Origin of the sequence: Brevundimonas sp. (assembly GCF_035998205.1) — a bacterium.
In the GTDB taxonomy this organism is placed as follows: Bacteria; Pseudomonadota; Alphaproteobacteria; order Caulobacterales; family Caulobacteraceae; genus Brevundimonas.
The window spans coordinates 379,714-395,654 of the sequence record NZ_DASYHT010000005.1 but is presented as its reverse complement, the minus strand read 5'-3'; the positions used below and the strand labels follow the sequence as shown (position 1 = coordinate 395,654).

Annotated in this window: 14 protein-coding genes; 6 read left to right on the top strand and 8 right to left on the bottom strand. The window is 71.8% G+C overall.

Annotation, left to right across the window (positions count from 1 at the left end; translation table 11 throughout):
• Window positions 1-987, bottom strand: coding sequence for a TauD/TfdA family dioxygenase (locus VGN74_RS09255; protein ID WP_327447394.1), 987 nt, complete (start codon window positions 985-987; stop codon window positions 1-3).
• 65 nt (window positions 988-1,052) lie between these two features.
• Between VGN74_RS09255 and VGN74_RS09250 the strand changes: the two genes are divergently transcribed.
• Window positions 1,053-2,111 carry a hypothetical protein gene (locus VGN74_RS09250; RefSeq protein ID WP_327447392.1) on the top strand — a complete coding sequence of 353 codons (1,059 nt, stop codon included), beginning with the start codon at window positions 1,053-1,055 and terminating at the stop codon, window positions 2,109-2,111.
• A 68-nt stretch (window positions 2,112-2,179) separates the two neighbouring features.
• Window positions 2,180-3,370, top strand: a complete 1,191-nt coding sequence (gene metK, locus VGN74_RS09245) for a methionine adenosyltransferase (protein ID WP_327447390.1) — start codon at window positions 2,180-2,182, stop codon at window positions 3,368-3,370.
• Window positions 3,371-3,797: 427 nt separating this feature from the next.
• Here metK and VGN74_RS09240 read toward each other — a convergent pair whose 3' ends face one another.
• The 5 genes from VGN74_RS09240 to VGN74_RS09220 form a co-directional block, all read right to left on the bottom strand.
• Window positions 3,798-4,064: an ATP synthase F1 subunit epsilon gene (locus tag VGN74_RS09240; protein ID WP_327447388.1), complete on the bottom strand. Its 267-nt coding sequence runs from the start codon at window positions 4,062-4,064 to the stop codon at window positions 3,798-3,800.
• A complete protein-coding gene (atpD, locus tag VGN74_RS09235) occupies window positions 4,065-5,615 on the bottom strand; it encodes a F0F1 ATP synthase subunit beta (protein WP_327447386.1) in 1,551 nt (516 codons plus the stop codon).
• A 43-nt stretch (window positions 5,616-5,658) separates the two neighbouring features.
• Window positions 5,659-6,537, bottom strand: a complete 879-nt coding sequence (locus VGN74_RS09230; protein ID WP_327447383.1) for a F0F1 ATP synthase subunit gamma — start codon at window positions 6,535-6,537, stop codon at window positions 5,659-5,661.
• A gap of 149 nt (window positions 6,538-6,686) precedes the next feature.
• Window positions 6,687-8,219, bottom strand: coding sequence for a F0F1 ATP synthase subunit alpha (gene atpA, locus VGN74_RS09225; protein ID WP_327447381.1), 1,533 nt, complete (start codon window positions 8,217-8,219; stop codon window positions 6,687-6,689).
• 70 nt (window positions 8,220-8,289) lie between these two features.
• Window positions 8,290-8,844, bottom strand: coding sequence for a F0F1 ATP synthase subunit delta (locus VGN74_RS09220; protein WP_327447720.1), 555 nt, complete (start codon window positions 8,842-8,844; stop codon window positions 8,290-8,292).
• A gap of 250 nt (window positions 8,845-9,094) precedes the next feature.
• Between VGN74_RS09220 and VGN74_RS09215 the strand changes: the two genes are divergently transcribed.
• Window positions 9,095-9,988, top strand: a complete 894-nt coding sequence (locus tag VGN74_RS09215; RefSeq protein ID WP_327447379.1) for an endonuclease/exonuclease/phosphatase family protein — start codon at window positions 9,095-9,097, stop codon at window positions 9,986-9,988.
• Window positions 9,989-10,041: 53 nt separating this feature from the next.
• Window positions 10,042-10,833 (top strand): TerC family protein, encoded by a 792-nt coding sequence (locus VGN74_RS09210; protein ID WP_327447377.1) that lies wholly within the window; start codon window positions 10,042-10,044, stop codon window positions 10,831-10,833.
• On the opposite strand, the gene VGN74_RS09205 is transcribed toward VGN74_RS09210, so the two are convergent.
• Together VGN74_RS09205 and VGN74_RS09200 are read right to left on the bottom strand one after the other, a co-directional pair.
• Entirely contained in the window at window positions 10,830-11,642 is an 813-nt protein-coding gene (locus VGN74_RS09205) for an SDR family NAD(P)-dependent oxidoreductase (protein ID WP_327447375.1), read from the bottom strand. The genes VGN74_RS09210 and VGN74_RS09205 overlap by 4 nt on opposite strands.
• On the bottom strand, window positions 11,639-12,109 hold the full coding sequence (locus VGN74_RS09200) for an Rrf2 family transcriptional regulator (protein WP_327447372.1): 471 nt from the start codon (window positions 12,107-12,109) through the stop codon (window positions 11,639-11,641). Before VGN74_RS09200 ends, VGN74_RS09205 begins: the two co-directional genes overlap by 4 nt.
• Window positions 12,110-12,258: 149 nt before the next feature.
• Between VGN74_RS09200 and VGN74_RS09195 the strand changes: the two genes are divergently transcribed.
• Window positions 12,259-14,247: a potassium transporter Kup gene (locus VGN74_RS09195; RefSeq protein WP_327447370.1), complete on the top strand. Its 1,989-nt coding sequence runs from the start codon at window positions 12,259-12,261 to the stop codon at window positions 14,245-14,247.
• Window positions 14,248-14,391: 144 nt separating this feature from the next.
• Window positions 14,392-15,657, top strand: a complete 1,266-nt coding sequence (locus VGN74_RS09190) for an RsmB/NOP family class I SAM-dependent RNA methyltransferase (RefSeq protein ID WP_327447368.1) — start codon at window positions 14,392-14,394, stop codon at window positions 15,655-15,657.
• Window positions 15,658-15,941: the final 284 nt, after the last annotated feature.

Sequence of the window (15,941 nt, the reverse complement as noted above, 5' to 3'; positions counted from 1 at the left end):
TCACACGTCCGGCGCGCTCCGTCCGCCGTCCGCGGCCGCCCGATGCGGCGGGATGAAGCGGCCGGTGCGCCAGGGCGCGGCGGCGGGCTCTTCCGGGTCCGGCAGGGCGTCCCTCAGATAGCCGAAGAAGGAGGCGATCAGCCGGCCGTGAACGTCGGCGATGGCGCGGCGGCCGTGCATGAAGCGGGTGTTGTCGAGCAGCAGCAGGTCGCCGCGGCGCCAGGCCACCGGCACGGTCAGGGGCTCGGCCGCGGCGCGCACCGCGTCCAGCCAGGCCTCCGGCACGGGCTTGCCGGTCGACAGGGCGGGGAAGCCCTGCCGCCCCAGATAGTCGCGCGCGAACAGCAGGAAATTGCCGAAGGCCGGGCCCTCATGGAACATCGGCCGGTGCAGGGCCGGCCGGGTGAAGGCGCGCATGATCCGCGCCCCGGCGCGCACGAAGCGGTAGGGACAGCCCGCCGGCGGCCGGGCCAGCTGGGCGTCCGTGGGGGTCTCCGTCCCCAGCCAGAAGCGCAGCGCCTCCGGCGTGGCCGGCTGGACATACAGCAGCCGCTCCCGGGCGAGGCCCGCGCGCACCTCGGCCGGCAAGGCCGCGGCCAGGGCGACGCCGTCGCAGACCGTGGTCTCGCCGCCCTCGACCGGGGCCTGCAGACAGCCGAAGGCGCAGAGGTCCGGCTTCCACGGCTCGCGCGACAGCTCCGGGTGCAGCGGAAAGGCGTCGGCGCCGCCGTTGACCGACTGGATGTTGGCCGCCGGGTCGAGCAGCTGCCGGTCCGGGCTCTCGTTGAACACCGAGCCGCTGCACAGCCGCTGCACCAGCCGCCCGAAGGCGGGGAGGTCGACGTCGAAGCCGCGCAGCAGCACGGCCCCGTGGGCGCGATAGGTCGTCATCAGCGCCGCGTCGTCGAGCCCGTCGACCGTCTCGCCCGGAGCGGCCTCGAGCTGCGCCCAGGGCCGGTCCGGCGCCGGCGCCAGAAGGGTGGTCAAACGTCTGTCCTCCGGTCGTGGCGGGCACCATAGCGGCGGCGCCGCGGGCGTGCCAACATCGCCCCATGGCCGCCGCCCCAACGCCCGCGCCCGCGCTCGCCCTCGCCGACCTGCTGCGCTCGCCCGATCACCTGCTGTTCGCCTTCGAGGCGGACCGGGCGGTGTTCCTGCCGATGGACCGGGCCGCCTACGCCCGCTCGATCTTCTGCGACGGCCGCATCCAGCCGCGCAGCCGCGAGGCGCGGACGGTCCCGCTCGGCCCGCTGGCGGCGGCCACCGCCGGCCACGCCCCGACCCCCTGCGCCTGGATCCTGCACGTGGCCCACTGCGGCTCGACCCTGCTGGCGCGCGGTCTGGAGGGGCCGACGCCGGGGGCGGCGAGCGCCCCGCTGGTGATCCGCGAGCCGCTGGCCCTGCGCCAGGCGGCGGTGGCGGCGGCGGCGGGCCAGATCGAGCCCCTGCGGCTGGCGGCCCTGACCCTGGGCCGCCGCTATGCCCCCGCCGCGCCGACGGTGGTCAAGGCCAATGTGCCGGTCAACTTCGCCGCCGAGGCCCTGCTGGCCGGCCAGCCGCAGGCGCCGGTGATCTGCCTCTACTTCCCGCTGGAGGCCTATCTGGCCGCCGTGCTGCGGAGCGACAACCATCGCGGCTGGGTGACGGCGGTGACGCAGGAGCTGGCCGGCCCCCTGACCGCCGAGGCCGGCCCCCTGCCCGCCCCCGATCCGGTCAGCCGCGCCGCCTGGCTGTGGCTGGGCCAGATGCGCGTCTACGCCCGGCTGCTGGCGGCGGGCGGCCCGCGCCGCAGCCTCGACGCCGACACCCTGTTCGCCGATCCGGCCGGGGCCCTGACCGCCGCCGCGGCCCTGTTCGGCCTGCCGCTGGACCCCGCCGACATCGCCGCCGTGGTCGCCGGGCCCCTGTTCCGCAGCTACGCCAAGAATCCGGCCGCGGCCTTCGACGAGACGCAGCGTCAGCGCCGCCGGGCCGAGGCCCTGGCCGCCCTCGGCGACGCCCCGGCGCAGGCCCGGGCGGTGGTGCAGGCGCTGGTCGCCGCCTCCGGCCGCCACCTGCCCGCGACCCTGCCGGCGCCCCTCATCGGGCCCGCGCCGCCCCTGCTCGCTTGAACATATAAGTATATCTTTATATGTCCGGACCACACATGGCGGTCGCCATCGCAGCGCTGGAGCTATCCGTGAGCCGTTCCTCCTTCGTCTTCACCTCCGAGAGCGTGTCCGAGGGGCACCCCGACAAGGTCGCCGACCGCATCTCCGACACGGTGGTGGACTTCTTCCTCGGCCGCGATCCCGAGGCGCGGGTGGCGTGCGAGACCCTGACCACCACCAACCGGGTGGTGCTGGCCGGCGAGATCCGCGGCAAGGGCATCTGGGAGAATGACGGCTGGGCCCCGGGCGTGGAGGCCGAGATCGAGCGCCTCGTCCGCGCCGCCGTGAAGGACATCGGCTACGAGCAGGACGGCTTCCACTGGGAGACCTTCGCCTTCTCCAACTTCCTGCACGGCCAGTCAGCGGACATCGCCGTCGGCGTCGACGCCACCGAGACCAAGGACGAGGGCGCCGGCGACCAGGGCATCATGTTCGGCTACGCCTCGAACGAGACGCCGGAGCTGATGCCGGCCACCCTGCAGTACAGCCACAACATCCTGAAGGAGCTCGCCGCCCTGCGCCACGCCGGCGGCTCGATCCTCGAGCCGGACGCCAAGAGCCAGGTGTCGCTGGCCTATGAGCACGGCCGGCCGGTGCGGGCCACCTCGATCGTGGTCTCGACCCAGCACGCGAAGGGCGCGACCCAGCGCCAGGTCGCGGCGGTGGTCATGCCGGTGGTCGAGCGCGTGCTGCCGCCGGGCTTCATCACCGACGAGACCGTCTGGCACATCAACCCGACCGGCGTGTTCGAGATCGGCGGCCCGGACGGCGACTCCGGCCTGACCGGCCGCAAGATCATCGTCGACACCTACGGCGGGGCCGCCCCGCATGGCGGCGGCGCCTTCTCCGGCAAGGACCCGACCAAGGTCGACCGCTCGGCCGCCTACGCCGCCCGCTACCTGGCCAAGAACGTCGTCGCCGCCGGCCTCGCCGACCGCTGCACCATCCAGCTCAGCTACGCTATCGGCGTGGCGGAACCCCAGTCGGTGCACGTCGACCTGCACGGCACCGGCAAGATCGACGAGGCGGTGCTCGAGGTCGAGCTGCCGAAGCTGATCGGCGGCGCCACCCCGCGCGCCATCCGCAAGCACCTGGGCCTCAACAAGCCGATCTACGCCCGCACCACCGCCTACGGCCACTTCGGCCGCGCCCCCGACGCCGACGGCGGCTTCAGCTGGGAACGCACCGACCTGGTGGACGCCCTCAAGGCCCTGGCCTGAGGGCGGACGGCGTCGGGCCTAAGCTCATCTCTCCCTTCCCCCTCGAGGGGGGAAGGGCCGGGGATGGGGGTGAGTGCGCCGCCTGTACGGGATCGTGCGCCTGAGGCGGTCCCGCCTCCAGTGCACATCCTGACGCGCCGTAGGTTCACCCCCACCCCAACCCTCCCCCCTCGAGGGGGAGGGCTTTGGGTCGGCGCGACGGCCCCTTGAACTCGCGCTCTGTCCCTCGCCCCCTCCACCACGCTGCGCGTGGTCCCCCTCCCCCTCTGCGAGGGGGAGGAGAGTCGTCTCCATCAAGCCAAAGCCGCTACAGCGCCGCCACGCCGCTGTGCTCGCTGTGATCTCTTGAAGACCATCCCCAAACGCAGAAAAGGCGCGGACCGCGTTTCCGCAGCCCGCGCCCTGATCTGTCCGCCGAAGCCGCGCCTTACGCGCTGACCTCGGTCGCCTCCTCGGCCAGGATGGTCAGCCCCTGGGCGTTGACGTCGGCGAAACCGCCCTTGACCTCGAACACCCGGCGCTTGCCGCCGTCGAACACGGTGACCGCGCCCTCGCGCAGGGCGGTCATGAAGGGCGCATGGGCCGGCAGGACGCCGAAGTCGCCCTCGACGCCGGGCGCGTCGACCTGGTCCACGAGGCCGGCGAAGACCTCGCGTTCCGGGGCGACCAGGGAGAAGGAGAGCTTGCCGGCCACTTACGCCGCCTCGGCCAGCTTCTGGGCCTTCTCGACCGCTTCCTCGATGGCGCCGACCATGTAGAAGGCCGCTTCCGGCAGGTGGTCGTACTCGCCGTCGCAGATGGCCTTGAACGAGCGGATGGTGTCCTTCAGCTCGACGAACTTGCCGGGCTGGTTGGTGAACTGCTCGGCCACGAAGAAGGGCTGCGACAGGAAGCGCTGGATCTTGCGGGCGCGGGCCACGACCAGCTTGTCGTCTTCCGACAGCTCATCCATGCCGAGGATGGCGATGATGTCCTTCAGCGCCTTGTACTGCTGCAGGATCTCCTGCACGCGGCGGGCCACGGCGTAGTGCTCCTCGCCGATCACCAGCGGGTCCATGATCCGGCTGGTCGAGTCCAGCGGGTCCACGGCCGGGAAGATGGCCTGGGCGGCGATGTCCCGCGACAGCACGGTGGTGGCGTCGAGGTGGGCGAAGGAGGTGGCCGGGGCCGGGTCGGTCAGGTCGTCGGCGGGCACGTAGATGGCCTGCACCGAGGTGATCGAGCCCTTCTTGGTCGAGGTGATCCGCTCCTGCAGGTTGCCCATCTCGGTGGCCAGGGTCGGCTGATAGCCCACCGCCGACGGGATGCGGCCCAGCAGCGCCGACACTTCCGAGCCGGCCTGGGTGAAGCGGAAGATGTTGTCGACGAACAGCAGCACGTCCTTGCCTTCCTCGTCACGGAAGTATTCCGCGATCGACAGGCCGGTCAGGGCGACGCGGGCGCGGGCGCCCGGCGGCTCGTTCATCTGGCCGTACACCAGGGCGCACTTGGAGCCCTCGGTCGAGCCGTTGTTCTTGGCCGGGTCCACGTTCACGTTGGACTCGATCATCTCGTGATAGAGGTCGTTGCCCTCACGGGTGCGCTCACCGACGCCGGCCAGCACGGAGTAGCCGCCGTAGGCCTTGGCGATGTTGTTGATGAGCTCCTGCATGGTCACGGTCTTGCCCACGCCGGCGCCGCCGAACAGGCCGATCTTGCCGCCCTTGGTGTAGGGGCACATCAGGTCGATGACCTTGATGCCGGTGACGAGGATCTCGGCCGAGGTCGACTGCTCCTCGAAGCTCGGGGCTTCCTTGTGGATCGGGCGGAACAGCGAGGTCTGGATCGGGCCGGCCTCGTCGATCGGGTCGCCGACCACGTTCATGATGCGGCCGAGCGTGCCCGGGCCGACCGGCGCCAGGATCGACTTGCCGGTGTCGGTCACCGGCTGGCCGCGCACCAGGCCTTCGGTGGTGTCCATGGCGATGGTGCGGACCATGTTCTCGCCGAGGTGCTGGGCGACCTCGAGCACCAGACGGAAGGGCTGGCCGGTGCGCTGGTCGACGTTCTCGGTCTCGAGCGCGTTGAGGATGGCCGGCAGGTGGCCCTCGAACTCGACGTCGACGACGGCGCCGATGACCTGGGCGATGCGGCCGTTGGCGACGGCGGCCGCCGGGGCGGTCGTCTTCGCGGCGGCGGCGGGCGCGGCCTTCCTGGCGGCGGGCTTGCGGGTCGGGGTCTTCTTCGGGGCGACGGTGTCGGTCATCGGGGTCTTCCGTTCGGAAAATCGTGTCGGGCGTAAGGTCGGATCAGAGGGCTTCGGCGCCGGAGATGATCTCGATCAGCTCCTTGGTGATCTGGGCCTGGCGGGAGCGGTTGTACTGCAGCGTCAGGGCGTTGATCAGTTCGCCGGCGTTGCGCGTGGCGTTGTCCATCGCCGCCATCTGCGAGCCGAAGAAGCCAGCCTGGTTCTCGTACAGGGCAGCCAGCACCTGGGTCGTCAGGTTGCGCGGCAGCAGGGTCTCGAGGATGGCCTCTTCCGAGGGCTCATACTCATAGACCGCGCCGTTCAGGTCGATCGGGGCGGCGTCCGCCTCGACCGCGGTCGGGGCCAGCTGCTTCGGCGTCGGCACCTGGCTGATGACCGACTTGAAGCGGCTGTAGAACAGGGTGACGACATCCGCCCGCCCGCTCTCGAACTCGTCGGCGATCATCTCGGCGATCGGCTGGGCGGCGTGCAGGCCGATGGTCTTGTGCGCGCTCAGCTCGAAGGTGTGGATCACCCGCTCGCCGTAGAAGCGCTTCAGCTGGTCGCGCGACTTGCGGCCGACCGCGACGATGCGGACGTCCTTGCCGTTGGCGATCAGGCTGTTGATGCGCTCGCGCGCGGCGCGGACGACGTTGGTCGAGAAGCCGCCGGCCAGACCCTTGTCCGCCGTGGCCACCACGATCAGGTGCTTCTTGTCCGCGCCCGTGCCGGCGAGCAGCTTCGGGGCGTCGGCGCCCGAGACGCCGGCGGCCAGGTTGGCGATGACCGCGGCCATGCGCTCGGCGTACGGGCGCGCGGCCAGGGCCTGGTCCTGGGCCCGCCGCAGCTTGGCCGCGGCGACCATCTGCATGGCCTTCGTGATCTTCTGCGTGGCTTTCACGCTTCCGATCCGATTGCGCATTTCCTTGAGGCTGGCCAAGGGTCAGGCTCCGAGGTCAGAAATGAAGATCGTCATCCCCGGCCCTGTGCCGGGGACCCATACGCGCCGACGGTCGAGGACGAACGCCGACCGCTCGGGCTTATGGGTGGCCGGGACAAGCCCGGCCATGACGGGGTGAACAGACATCATCAGGCGAAGGTCTTGGCGAAGTCGTCGAGCACGGCCTTGAGCTCGGCTTCCAGCTCCGGCGTCAGGTCCTTCTTGGCGCGGATGCCGTCCAGCAGCGCGGCCTTGGTGGACTTGATACGGGCCAGCAGCTCGCGCTCGAAGCGGCCGACGGCCGAGACCGGGATGGCGTCGAGGTAGCCGCGGGTGCCGGCGTAGACCGACACGACCTGCTCTTCCATCGCCAGCGGGGCGTACTGCGGCTGCTTCAGCAGCTCGGTCAGGCGCTCGCCGCGGGCCAGCAGCTTCTGGGTGGTGGCGTCCAGGTCCGAGCCGAACTTGGCGAAGGCCGCCATCTCCCGGTACTGGGCCAGCTCGCCCTTGATGGTGCCGGCCACCTTCTTCATCGCCTTGGTCTGGGCCGAGGAGCCCACGCGCGACACCGAGATGCCGACGTTCACCGCCGGGCGGATGCCCTGGTAGAACAGGTCGGACTCGAGGAAGATCTGGCCGTCGGTGATCGAGATCACGTTGGTCGGGATGTAGGCCGACACGTCGTTGGCCTGGGTCTCGATGATCGGCAGGGCGGTCAGCGAGCCCGAGCCGTAGTCGCCGTTCAGCTTGGCGGCGCGCTCCAGCAGGCGCGAGTGCAGGTAGAAGACGTCGCCCGGATAGGCTTCGCGGCCCGGCGGACGGCGCAGCAGCAGCGACATCTGGCGGTAGGCCACGGCCTGCTTCGACAGGTCGTCATAGATGATCAGGCCGTGCATGCCGTTGTCGCGGAACCACTCGCCCATGGCGCAGCCGGCGAACGGGGCCAGGAACTGCAGCGGGGCCGGCTCCGAGGCGGTCGCGGCGACGACGATGGTGTATTCCAGCGCGCCCGACTCCTCGAGGGTCTTGACGATCTGGGCCACGGTCGAGCGCTTCTGACCGATGGCGACGTAGATGCAGTACAGCTTGGCCGACTCGTCGCCGGTCGCGTTGACCGACTTCTGGTTCAGGATGGCGTCGACGGCCACGGCGGTCTTGCCGACCTGACGGTCGCCGATGATCAGCTCGCGCTGGCCGCGGCCGATCGGGATCAGGGTGTCGATCGCCTTCAGGCCGGTCTGCATCGGCTCGTGCACCGACTTGCGGGGGATGATGCCCGGGGCCTTGACGTCGACGCGGCGACGCTCGGTGAACTGGATCGGGCCCTTGCCGTCGATCGGCTCGCCCAGCGGGTTGACGACGCGGCCCAGCAGGCCCTTGCCGACCGGCACGTCCACGATCTCGCCGAGACGGCGGACCTCATCGCCCTCGGCGATGGCGGCGTCGGCGCCGAAGATCACCGCGCCGACGTTGTCGCGCTCGAGGTTCAGGGCCATGCCCTTCACCCCGGCCTTGGGGAATTCGATCATCTCGCCGGCCTGGACCTTGTCCAGACCGTGGATGCGGGCGATGCCGTCGCCGACCGACAGCACGGTGCCGACGTCCGAGACGTCGGCCTCAACGCCGAAGTTGGCGATCTGCGACTTCAGGATGGCCGAGATTTCAGCGGCGCGGATGTCCATGTCGGGCTCTCTGTTTCTTCGTCTTCGGGTCGCGCCGCCGGGGCGCGCGGCAGTCGGGGTCGGGTGCGGGTCAGGCCCGCTTGAGGGCGAACTTCATCTGGTCGAGGCGGGTCTTCAGCGAGGCGTCGAACAGCCGCGAACCGACCTTCACCTTCAGCCCGCCCAGCAGGGACGGGTCGACGCGGGCGGTCAGCTCGGGGTCCTTGCCCAGCGCCTCGCGCAGGCCGGCCTTGACCGCCTTCAGCTGGGCGGGGGCCAGCGGCGCGGCGGACACCACCTCGGCGGCGACGACGCCGGTGTGGCGGGCGTAGAGGGCGTTGAAGGCGGCGATCGCGGCAGTGATGTCCCGGGCGCGGCCGCCCTGGGCCATCAGGCCGAGGAAGTTGCAGGTGGTGGCGTGAAACTTCGCCGCCTTGGCGACCGCGGTCAGGCCGCGGGCCTGGTCGGCCGAGGCCAGCAGCGGCGAGGCCAGCAGACGACGCAGGTCGGCGCTGTCGCGGTACGCCGCCGCCAGCGACGTCAGGTCGGCCCGGACGGCCTCCAGGGCGCCGGTCTCCAGCGCCAGATCGAACAGCGCCCGGGCGTACCGTTCGCCGACTTCGCTCGTCCTGAACTCGTCCGCCACCTGATCCATTCCGCCAATGCGTTTGCGACGAGGCCGGGGGCGAGTCCCCTCGCTCCAGCCAAAGGCTTGATTATGCTTGAAGAAAGCACGCCGGGGGCGCGGCCTTTCAGCCCCGCCCTTGCAAGCCGGGCGCCTGATAGCACTTGTACCCGCCCCCCGCAACACGGCCCGGCCCCCGGGGCCTGCCCCGGCCTCGACGCAGTGTCGCACGGGGAGGATAAGGGGTGGCCGCCGCTGTCCCGGAGCCCCCATGCGCCCCTCCCCCGCCCTCATGTGCGCCCTCGCGCTCTCACTCGGCATCGCCCTGTCGGCCGCCGCGGGCGATCCGCCACCCGCCCTGGCCGTGGCCGACGCGCCCCCGACCTTCCGCCTCGTCAGCTACAACATCCGCTACGACAATCCGGCGGACGACCCGCCCTGGCCGGTGCGGGCCCCGCATCTGGCCGCCCAGACCGCCTTCCTCGACGCGGACGTCATCGGCCTGCAGGAGGCCCTGCCGCCCATGGTGGCGACCCTCGCCGCCGCCTGGGGCGGCCATGACCACTACGGCGTCGGGCGCGACGACGGGGCCGGCGCCGGCGAGACCACGACGATCTTCTGGCGCCGCGACCGCTTCGAGGTGCTGGCGCGCGAGACGGCCTGGTGCTCGCCGACCCCGGACCGGCCCTCCCCGGGCTGGGACGCCGCCCTGCCGCGCACCGTCACCCGGGTGGTTCTGCGCGACCGGCGCAGCCGGACCGTGCTGGATGTGCGCAATGCCCACTTCGACCACGTCGGGGTCGAGGCGCGCGCCCGCTGCGCCGCATGGATCGCCGCGCAGCCGGCCGCGGTGGTCGACGGACGACCGGCCCTGCGGATCGTCATGGGCGATCTGAACACCGGCCCGGACAGCGATCCCTACCGCACCCTCATCGCCGCCGGGCTGAGCGACGCCCGCCAGGCGGCCCCGGTCCGCTTCGGCCCCGAGGGGACCTTCAACGGCTTCGATGCGACCCGGGGCCCCGGGCTCGCGCCGATCGACCACATCTTCACCGGCCCCGGCCTGCAGCCGATCCGCTCGGCTGTTCTCACCGACACGATCGGCGGCAAGGTGATCTCGGACCACTATCCCGTCGTCGTCGACGTCGCCGCCGACGGCGCCTGATCGCCGCTCGCGCGTTTCGCGACCTGCACAGCCCCCAGCCCTACGGATCCGCCATGGACGCCATCGCCGCCCTGCTCACCGACCCCGCCGCCTGGGCCGCCCTCGTCACCCTCGTAGTGATGGAGGTGGTGCTGGGGGTGGACAACCTGATCTTCATCTCGATCCTGTCGAACAAGCTGCCGGAGCATCAGCGCCAGCGCGTGCGCCGCATCGGCATCGGCCTGGCCCTGGTCATGCGCCTCGCCCTGCTGTCGATCATCGCCTGGCTGGTCGGCCTGACCGCAACCGTCTTCGATCTCGGCGTCACCGGGGCCATCGGCGAGCATGGCGCGCCGGCGTTCGAGACGGCCTTCAGCTGGAAGGACCTGATCCTCATCGCCGGCGGCCTGTTTCTCGTCTGGAAGGCGACCAAGGAGATCCACCACGCGGTGGATCCGACCCCCAGCCACGACCTGCTCGACAAGAAGAGCGTGGTGATCAGCAACGCCGGCGCCGCGATCGTCCAGATCATCCTTCTGGACCTGGTGTTCTCGATCGACTCGATCCTGACGGCGATCGGCATGACCACCCACCTGCCGATCATGGTCATCGCCGTGATCGTGGCGGTCACCGTGATGCTGCTGGCCGCCGATCCCCTGGCCAACTTCATCGCGAAGAACCCGAGCGTGGTGATGCTGGCCCTCGGCTTCCTGCTGATGATCGGCATGGTGCTGATCGCCGACGGCTTCGGCGTGCATGTGCCCAAGGGCTACATCTACGCCGCCATGGCCTTCTCGGCCCTCGTCGAGAGCCTCAACATGCTGCGGCGGCGACGGCCGGCCGCGGCAATGGATCCGCACATCTAGGGATTGGCGACATCCAGCTTGCGGGCATGGCCGGCCACCGCGCGCAGGGCCAGGCCGGGCGGCGTCAGGCGGGCGACGAGGGCGAGGACCCGGTTGAGCGCGCCCGGGATCACCACGGGGCGGTTGGCCTCGACCCCGGACAGCCCCGCCTCCACCACCGCCCCGGCCGTCATCCACATCGCGCGGGGATAGGCCGTGCTGACCGCCGCGCGGGTGCCGTTGGCGTCGTGGAACTCAGTCAGGGTGTAGCCGGGGCACAGGGCGCTGACGTGGACCCCGGTCCCCTTCAGCTGCAGGTGCAGGCCGCGGCTCTGCTGGATCAGAAAGCCCTTGGCCGGGCCGTAGAGGGTGTCGCCGCCCGTCGCCGGCAGCAGGCCCGCCACCGAAGCGACATTGACGATGCGGCCGTGGCCGCGCCGGACCATGGCCGGGGCGAGGGCGTGGGCCAGCCGCAGCGGCGCCTGCACCAGCACCTCCAGCTCGGCCGCCAGCGCCGGCCAGTCGGACTCGAGGAACCCGGCGGTGCGGCTGTAGCCCGCGTTGTTGACCAGCAGGTCGGGCGACAGGCCCCGCCCCTCCAGCCCGTGCAGCAGGGTGGCGACCCCGTCCGGCGCGCCGAGATCCGCCGGCAGCACATGGACGGTGACCGCCGGACTGGCCAGCTCCGCCGCCAGGGCCGTCAGGCGCTCGCGACGGCGGGCGGTCAGCACCAGATCATGGCCGCGGGCGGCGAGGGCGCGGGCGAAGGCCGCCCCCAGCCCGGCCGAAGCCCCGGTGACCAGCGCCAGCCGGCGCGGCGCGGCGCTCACGCGACCACAGGCAGCGGTCGGGGCAGGGGGATCCCGCGCAGGGACTCCGCATCGTCCGCCAGCAGGTCGGCGACGCTGATGCGCGACAGGGCCTCGGCGGCGGCGGCGTCGGCGGCGACCAGCGCCTTCGCCACCTGACGCGGGATGTGCTGGCCGACCGGGCAGCCGGCCGCCCCCGCCGGGGGCGAGCCCAGATGGGCGCAGCCGTTGACCGCGCGCAGCACTTCGTCGAGCCGGATGTCGGCGGCGTCGCGCAGCAGCCAGGCCCCGCCGCTGGCCCCGGCGCGGGTGCCGATCAGCCCGGCGCGGGCCAGCATGGCGGTGACGCGGCGGATCACCACCGGATTGGTCGGCACCGAGGCCGCCAGCACCGCGCTGGGCACCGCCGCCGCAGGCGCAAAGGCGCCCTTGTGGGCCAGATAGGCCAGGGCGTGGGCGGCGACGGGAAATCTCTGGCTGTCGGACATAATGTATGCGGAAACATAGGCGTCCCGCGCGCCGCCGCCAAATCGGAGGCGACGGATTCGGCGCGGGCGCGATTGAAGCGCCCGGGGAAAGCGCCTAAAGGCTCGCCGCTGTTTTGGGCCCCTGCCTCCCCCGGGCCCGGAGGAAGTGCATGGTCGGGGCTCCCCCCCGCGACGGCCAGAGCAGCGCCGCCGCCTCGTCTCAACCCGATCCGCGGGCCGGTCCCGAGATCGCGCCCGAGCGTCCCCACCCCGCCGCCGCCGGCGACGGCGGGCACGGCCGCAGCGGTTTCTGGGCGCTGATGATCGGCGCCATCGGCGTCGTCTTCGGCGATATCGGCACCAGCCCCCTCTACGCCATGCGCGAGGCCCTGGCCCACTCCCGCTCCGGCGGCACGGCCGAGCTGGCGGTGCTGGGCGTGGTTTCGCTGGTGTTCTGGGCCCTGATCCTGGTGGTGACGATCAAGTACGTCACCTTCCTGATGCGCGCCGACAACAAGGGCGAGGGCGGCACCCTGGCGCTGATGGCCCTGGCCCAGCACGCCACCGGCCGACGCTCGGCGGTGATCTTCCTGCTCGGCGTCTGCGGCGCGGCCCTGTTCTACGGCGACGGCATCATCACCCCGGCCGTGTCGGTGCTCTCGGCCATCGAGGGACTGGGCAAGGCGCCCGGCGTCGGCCCGGCGGTGGATCCCTTCATCCTGCCGATCGCGGCCGGGATCCTGATCGGCCTGTTCCTCGTCCAGGCCCGCGGCACCGGCAGCATGGCCCGGCTGTTCGGGCCCCTGACCACCCTGTGGTTCCTGACCCTGGCGGCGCTGGGGCTCTACCACATCTTCGACGATCTCTCGATCCTCCGGGCCCTGTCGCCCTGGTACGGGATCGCCTTCCTGATCGACAACGGCTTCCTCGGCTTCGTCATCCTCGGCAGCGTCTTCCTCGCCGTCACCGGGGCCGAGGCCCTCTATGCCGACATGGGCCACTTCGGAAAGGCGCCGATCCGCGCCGGCTGGCTGTTCATCGTCCTGCCCTGCCTGACGCTGAACTACTTCGGCCAGGGCGCCATGGTGCTGGACCAGCCCGAGACCCGCCTCAATCCGTTCTGGGAGATGATCCCCGAGATCGCCTACTGGCCGGTGCTGATCCTCGCCACCCTGGCCACGGTGATCGCCTCGCAGGCCGTGATCACCGGCGCCTTCTCGGTGACCCAGCAGGCGGTGCAGCTGGGCCTGCTGCCGCGCCTCGACATCCGCAACACCTCCGAGAGCCAGGCCGGCCAGATCTATGTCCCGGCGGTCAACTCGGCCCTGCTGGTCGGGGTGCTGTTCCTGCTGGCCCTGTTCCAGACCTCCTCGAACCTCGCCGCCGCCTACGGCATCGCCGTCACGGGCGCGATGTTCGTCGACAGCCTGCTGGCCTGGTTCGTCATCCGCCACCTGTGGAAGTGGAAGACGCCGGTCGCCATCCTGGCCATGACCCCGTTCGTCATCATCGACCTGGTGTTCATGACCTCGAACCTGCTGAAGATCCCGCAGGGGGCGTGGTTCCCGCTGGTGCTCGGCATCGGCCTGCTGCTGCTGATGTGGACCTGGGTGCGCGGCACCCAGATCCTCACCGACAAGACCCGCAAGGACAGCCTGCCGCTGACCGACCTGATCGAGATGCTGCGGGCGCGGCCGCCGCACCGGGCCCCGGGCACGGCCATCTTCCTGACCTCGGATCCGGACGTCGCCCCGGTCGCCCTGATGCACAATCTCAAGCACAACAAGGTGCTGCACGAGAAGAACGTGATCCTGACGGTGCGCACCCTCGACCAGCCGCGCGTGCGCGAGGGCGAGCGGGTGGTGATCGAGCCGATCAACGAGGACTTCAAGCGCCTGACCATCTCCTACGGCTTCATGGAGACGCCCAACGTGCCGCGCGCGCTCGGCCTGTGCCGCAAGCAGGGGCTGAAGTTCGACATCATGGCCACCAGCTTCTTCCTCGGCCGCCGCTCGGTGGTGGCCTCGGCGCAGCAGGGCATGCCCCTGTGGCAGGACCGGCTGTTCATCTTCCTGATGCGCAACGCCGCCAACCCCACCGACTTCTTCCGCATCCCGCCCGGCCGCGTCGTCGAGCTCGGGACGCAGGTGTCGGTCTGACAGGAGTGACGAGTGGCGAGTGATCAGTGGCGAGGAAAGGCGGGAGGCGGGCAACGGGCCGCACGACCGGGGGCCTCGTCGCGCCCGCGTGGGGACAAGCGACCACTCGCCACTCACCACTCGCCACTCGCCACTGATCCCGGCGTGGAGGCCCGCATCGCCGCGGGCGTGCTGCTCAATGCGGCGCTGGAGAAGCGCGGCGGCCTCGACGAGGCGCTGAAGTTCCGCGAGGTCGCCGGCCTGTCCCCGGCCGACCGCGCCTTCGCCCGGGCCCTGGCCATGGTCGCCCTGCGCCGGCTCGGCGAGCTGGACCAGATCCTCGACCGCCGGCTCAAGACCGCCCCGCCGCTGGCGGTGCGCACCCTGCTGCGCATCGGCCTGGCGCAGATGCTCTATCTCGACACCCCGGACTTCGCCGCCGTCTCCACCGCGGTGAAGCTGGCCGAGCGGGATGCGAAGACCCGGCCCTACAAGGCGCTGGTCAACGCCGTGCTGCGCGGCGTCGGCCGCGACGGTCCCGGCAAGACCTCGCCGGAGCGCAACCTGCCGGACTGGATCGCCGCCCGCTGGAAGGCCGCCTATGGCGAGGCCGACTTCGCCGGTCTGGCCGAGGCCAGCCGGATCGAACCGGCGACCGACCTGTCGGCCAAACCCGGCGTCGACGCCGCCGCCCTCGCCGCCGCCATGGAGGGCGCGGTCCTGCCCGGCGGGACCGTGCGCGTGGGCCGCAAGGGCGACGTGGCCGGCTGGCCCGGCTTCGAGGCCGGCGACTGGTGGGTCCAGGACGCCGCCGCCGCCATCCCCGCCCGCGTGCTGGCGCCCCGGCCCGGGGAAACGGCGCTGGACCTGTGCGCCGCCCCCGGCGGCAAGACCCTGCAGCTGGCCGCCACGGGCGCGGCCGTCACGGCGCTGGACCGCTCGGCCCCGCGGCTGAAGCGCCTGTCGGAGAACCTCGCCCGCACCGGCCTGGCCGCCGAGGTCATCGCCGTCCCTGCCGAGGACTGGGACGACCCCCGCACCTTCGACGCCGTGCTGCTGGACGCCCCCTGCACCGCGACCGGCACCTATCGCCGCAATCCCGAGGTGCTGCGCGCGACGAAACCGGCCGACGTGGCCAAGCTGGCCGATGTGCAGCACCGGCTGCTCGACGCCGCCGCCGCCCGCGTGAAGCCCGGCGGCCGGCTGGTCTATTGCGTCTGCTCGCTGGAGCGCGAGGAGGGCGAGACCCAGGCCATCGCCTTCCTGCGCCGCACCCCCGCCTTCCGCACCGCCCCGATCGACCCCGCCGCCGTCGGCGCCCCGGCCGAGGCCCTGACGAAGGAGGGCTGGCTGCGCCTGCTCCCGTCCCTGTGGACGGCCGAGGGCGGCCTCGACGGCTTCTTCGTCGCCGCGTTCGTGCGGGAGGAGTAGGCCCCTCCACCGCCCCCCGGTCGCTTCGCGACCGGACCCCTCCACCGCTTCGCGGTCCCCCTCCCCACTGCGTGGGGAGGAAAGGCGCCTCTCCTCCCCATGCAATGGGGAGGTGGATCGACGGCGAAGCCGGCGAGATGGAGGGGCGGCTCCCGGGTCAAGCCCGAGGATGACGGCAGGAAGAGCGGCGCGCGAAGCGCAGTCCTATCTGCCATCGACCGGGAAGGGCGCGTCCGGCGCCGCCGCGCGCGACGTCGTTGTGTCCTCTGTGGCCTTCGCTGTGC

Coding starts and splice junctions, on each gene's coding strand:
- VGN74_RS09250 (WP_327447392.1), top strand. CDS start 1,053: ATGGCCGCCGCCCCAACGCCCGCGCCCGCGCTCGCCCTCGCCGACCTG.
- atpD (WP_327447386.1), bottom strand. CDS start 5,615: ATGACCGACACCGTCGCCCCGAAGAAGACCCCGACCCGCAAGCCCGCC.
- atpA (WP_327447381.1), bottom strand. CDS start 8,219: ATGGACATCCGCGCCGCTGAAATCTCGGCCATCCTGAAGTCGCAGATC.
- VGN74_RS09215 (WP_327447379.1), top strand. CDS start 9,095: ATGCGCCCCTCCCCCGCCCTCATGTGCGCCCTCGCGCTCTCACTCGGC.
- VGN74_RS09210 (WP_327447377.1), top strand. CDS start 10,042: ATGGACGCCATCGCCGCCCTGCTCACCGACCCCGCCGCCTGGGCCGCC.
- VGN74_RS09200 (WP_327447372.1), bottom strand. CDS start 12,109: ATGTCCGACAGCCAGAGATTTCCCGTCGCCGCCCACGCCCTGGCCTAT.
- VGN74_RS09195 (WP_327447370.1), top strand. CDS start 12,259: ATGGTCGGGGCTCCCCCCCGCGACGGCCAGAGCAGCGCCGCCGCCTCG.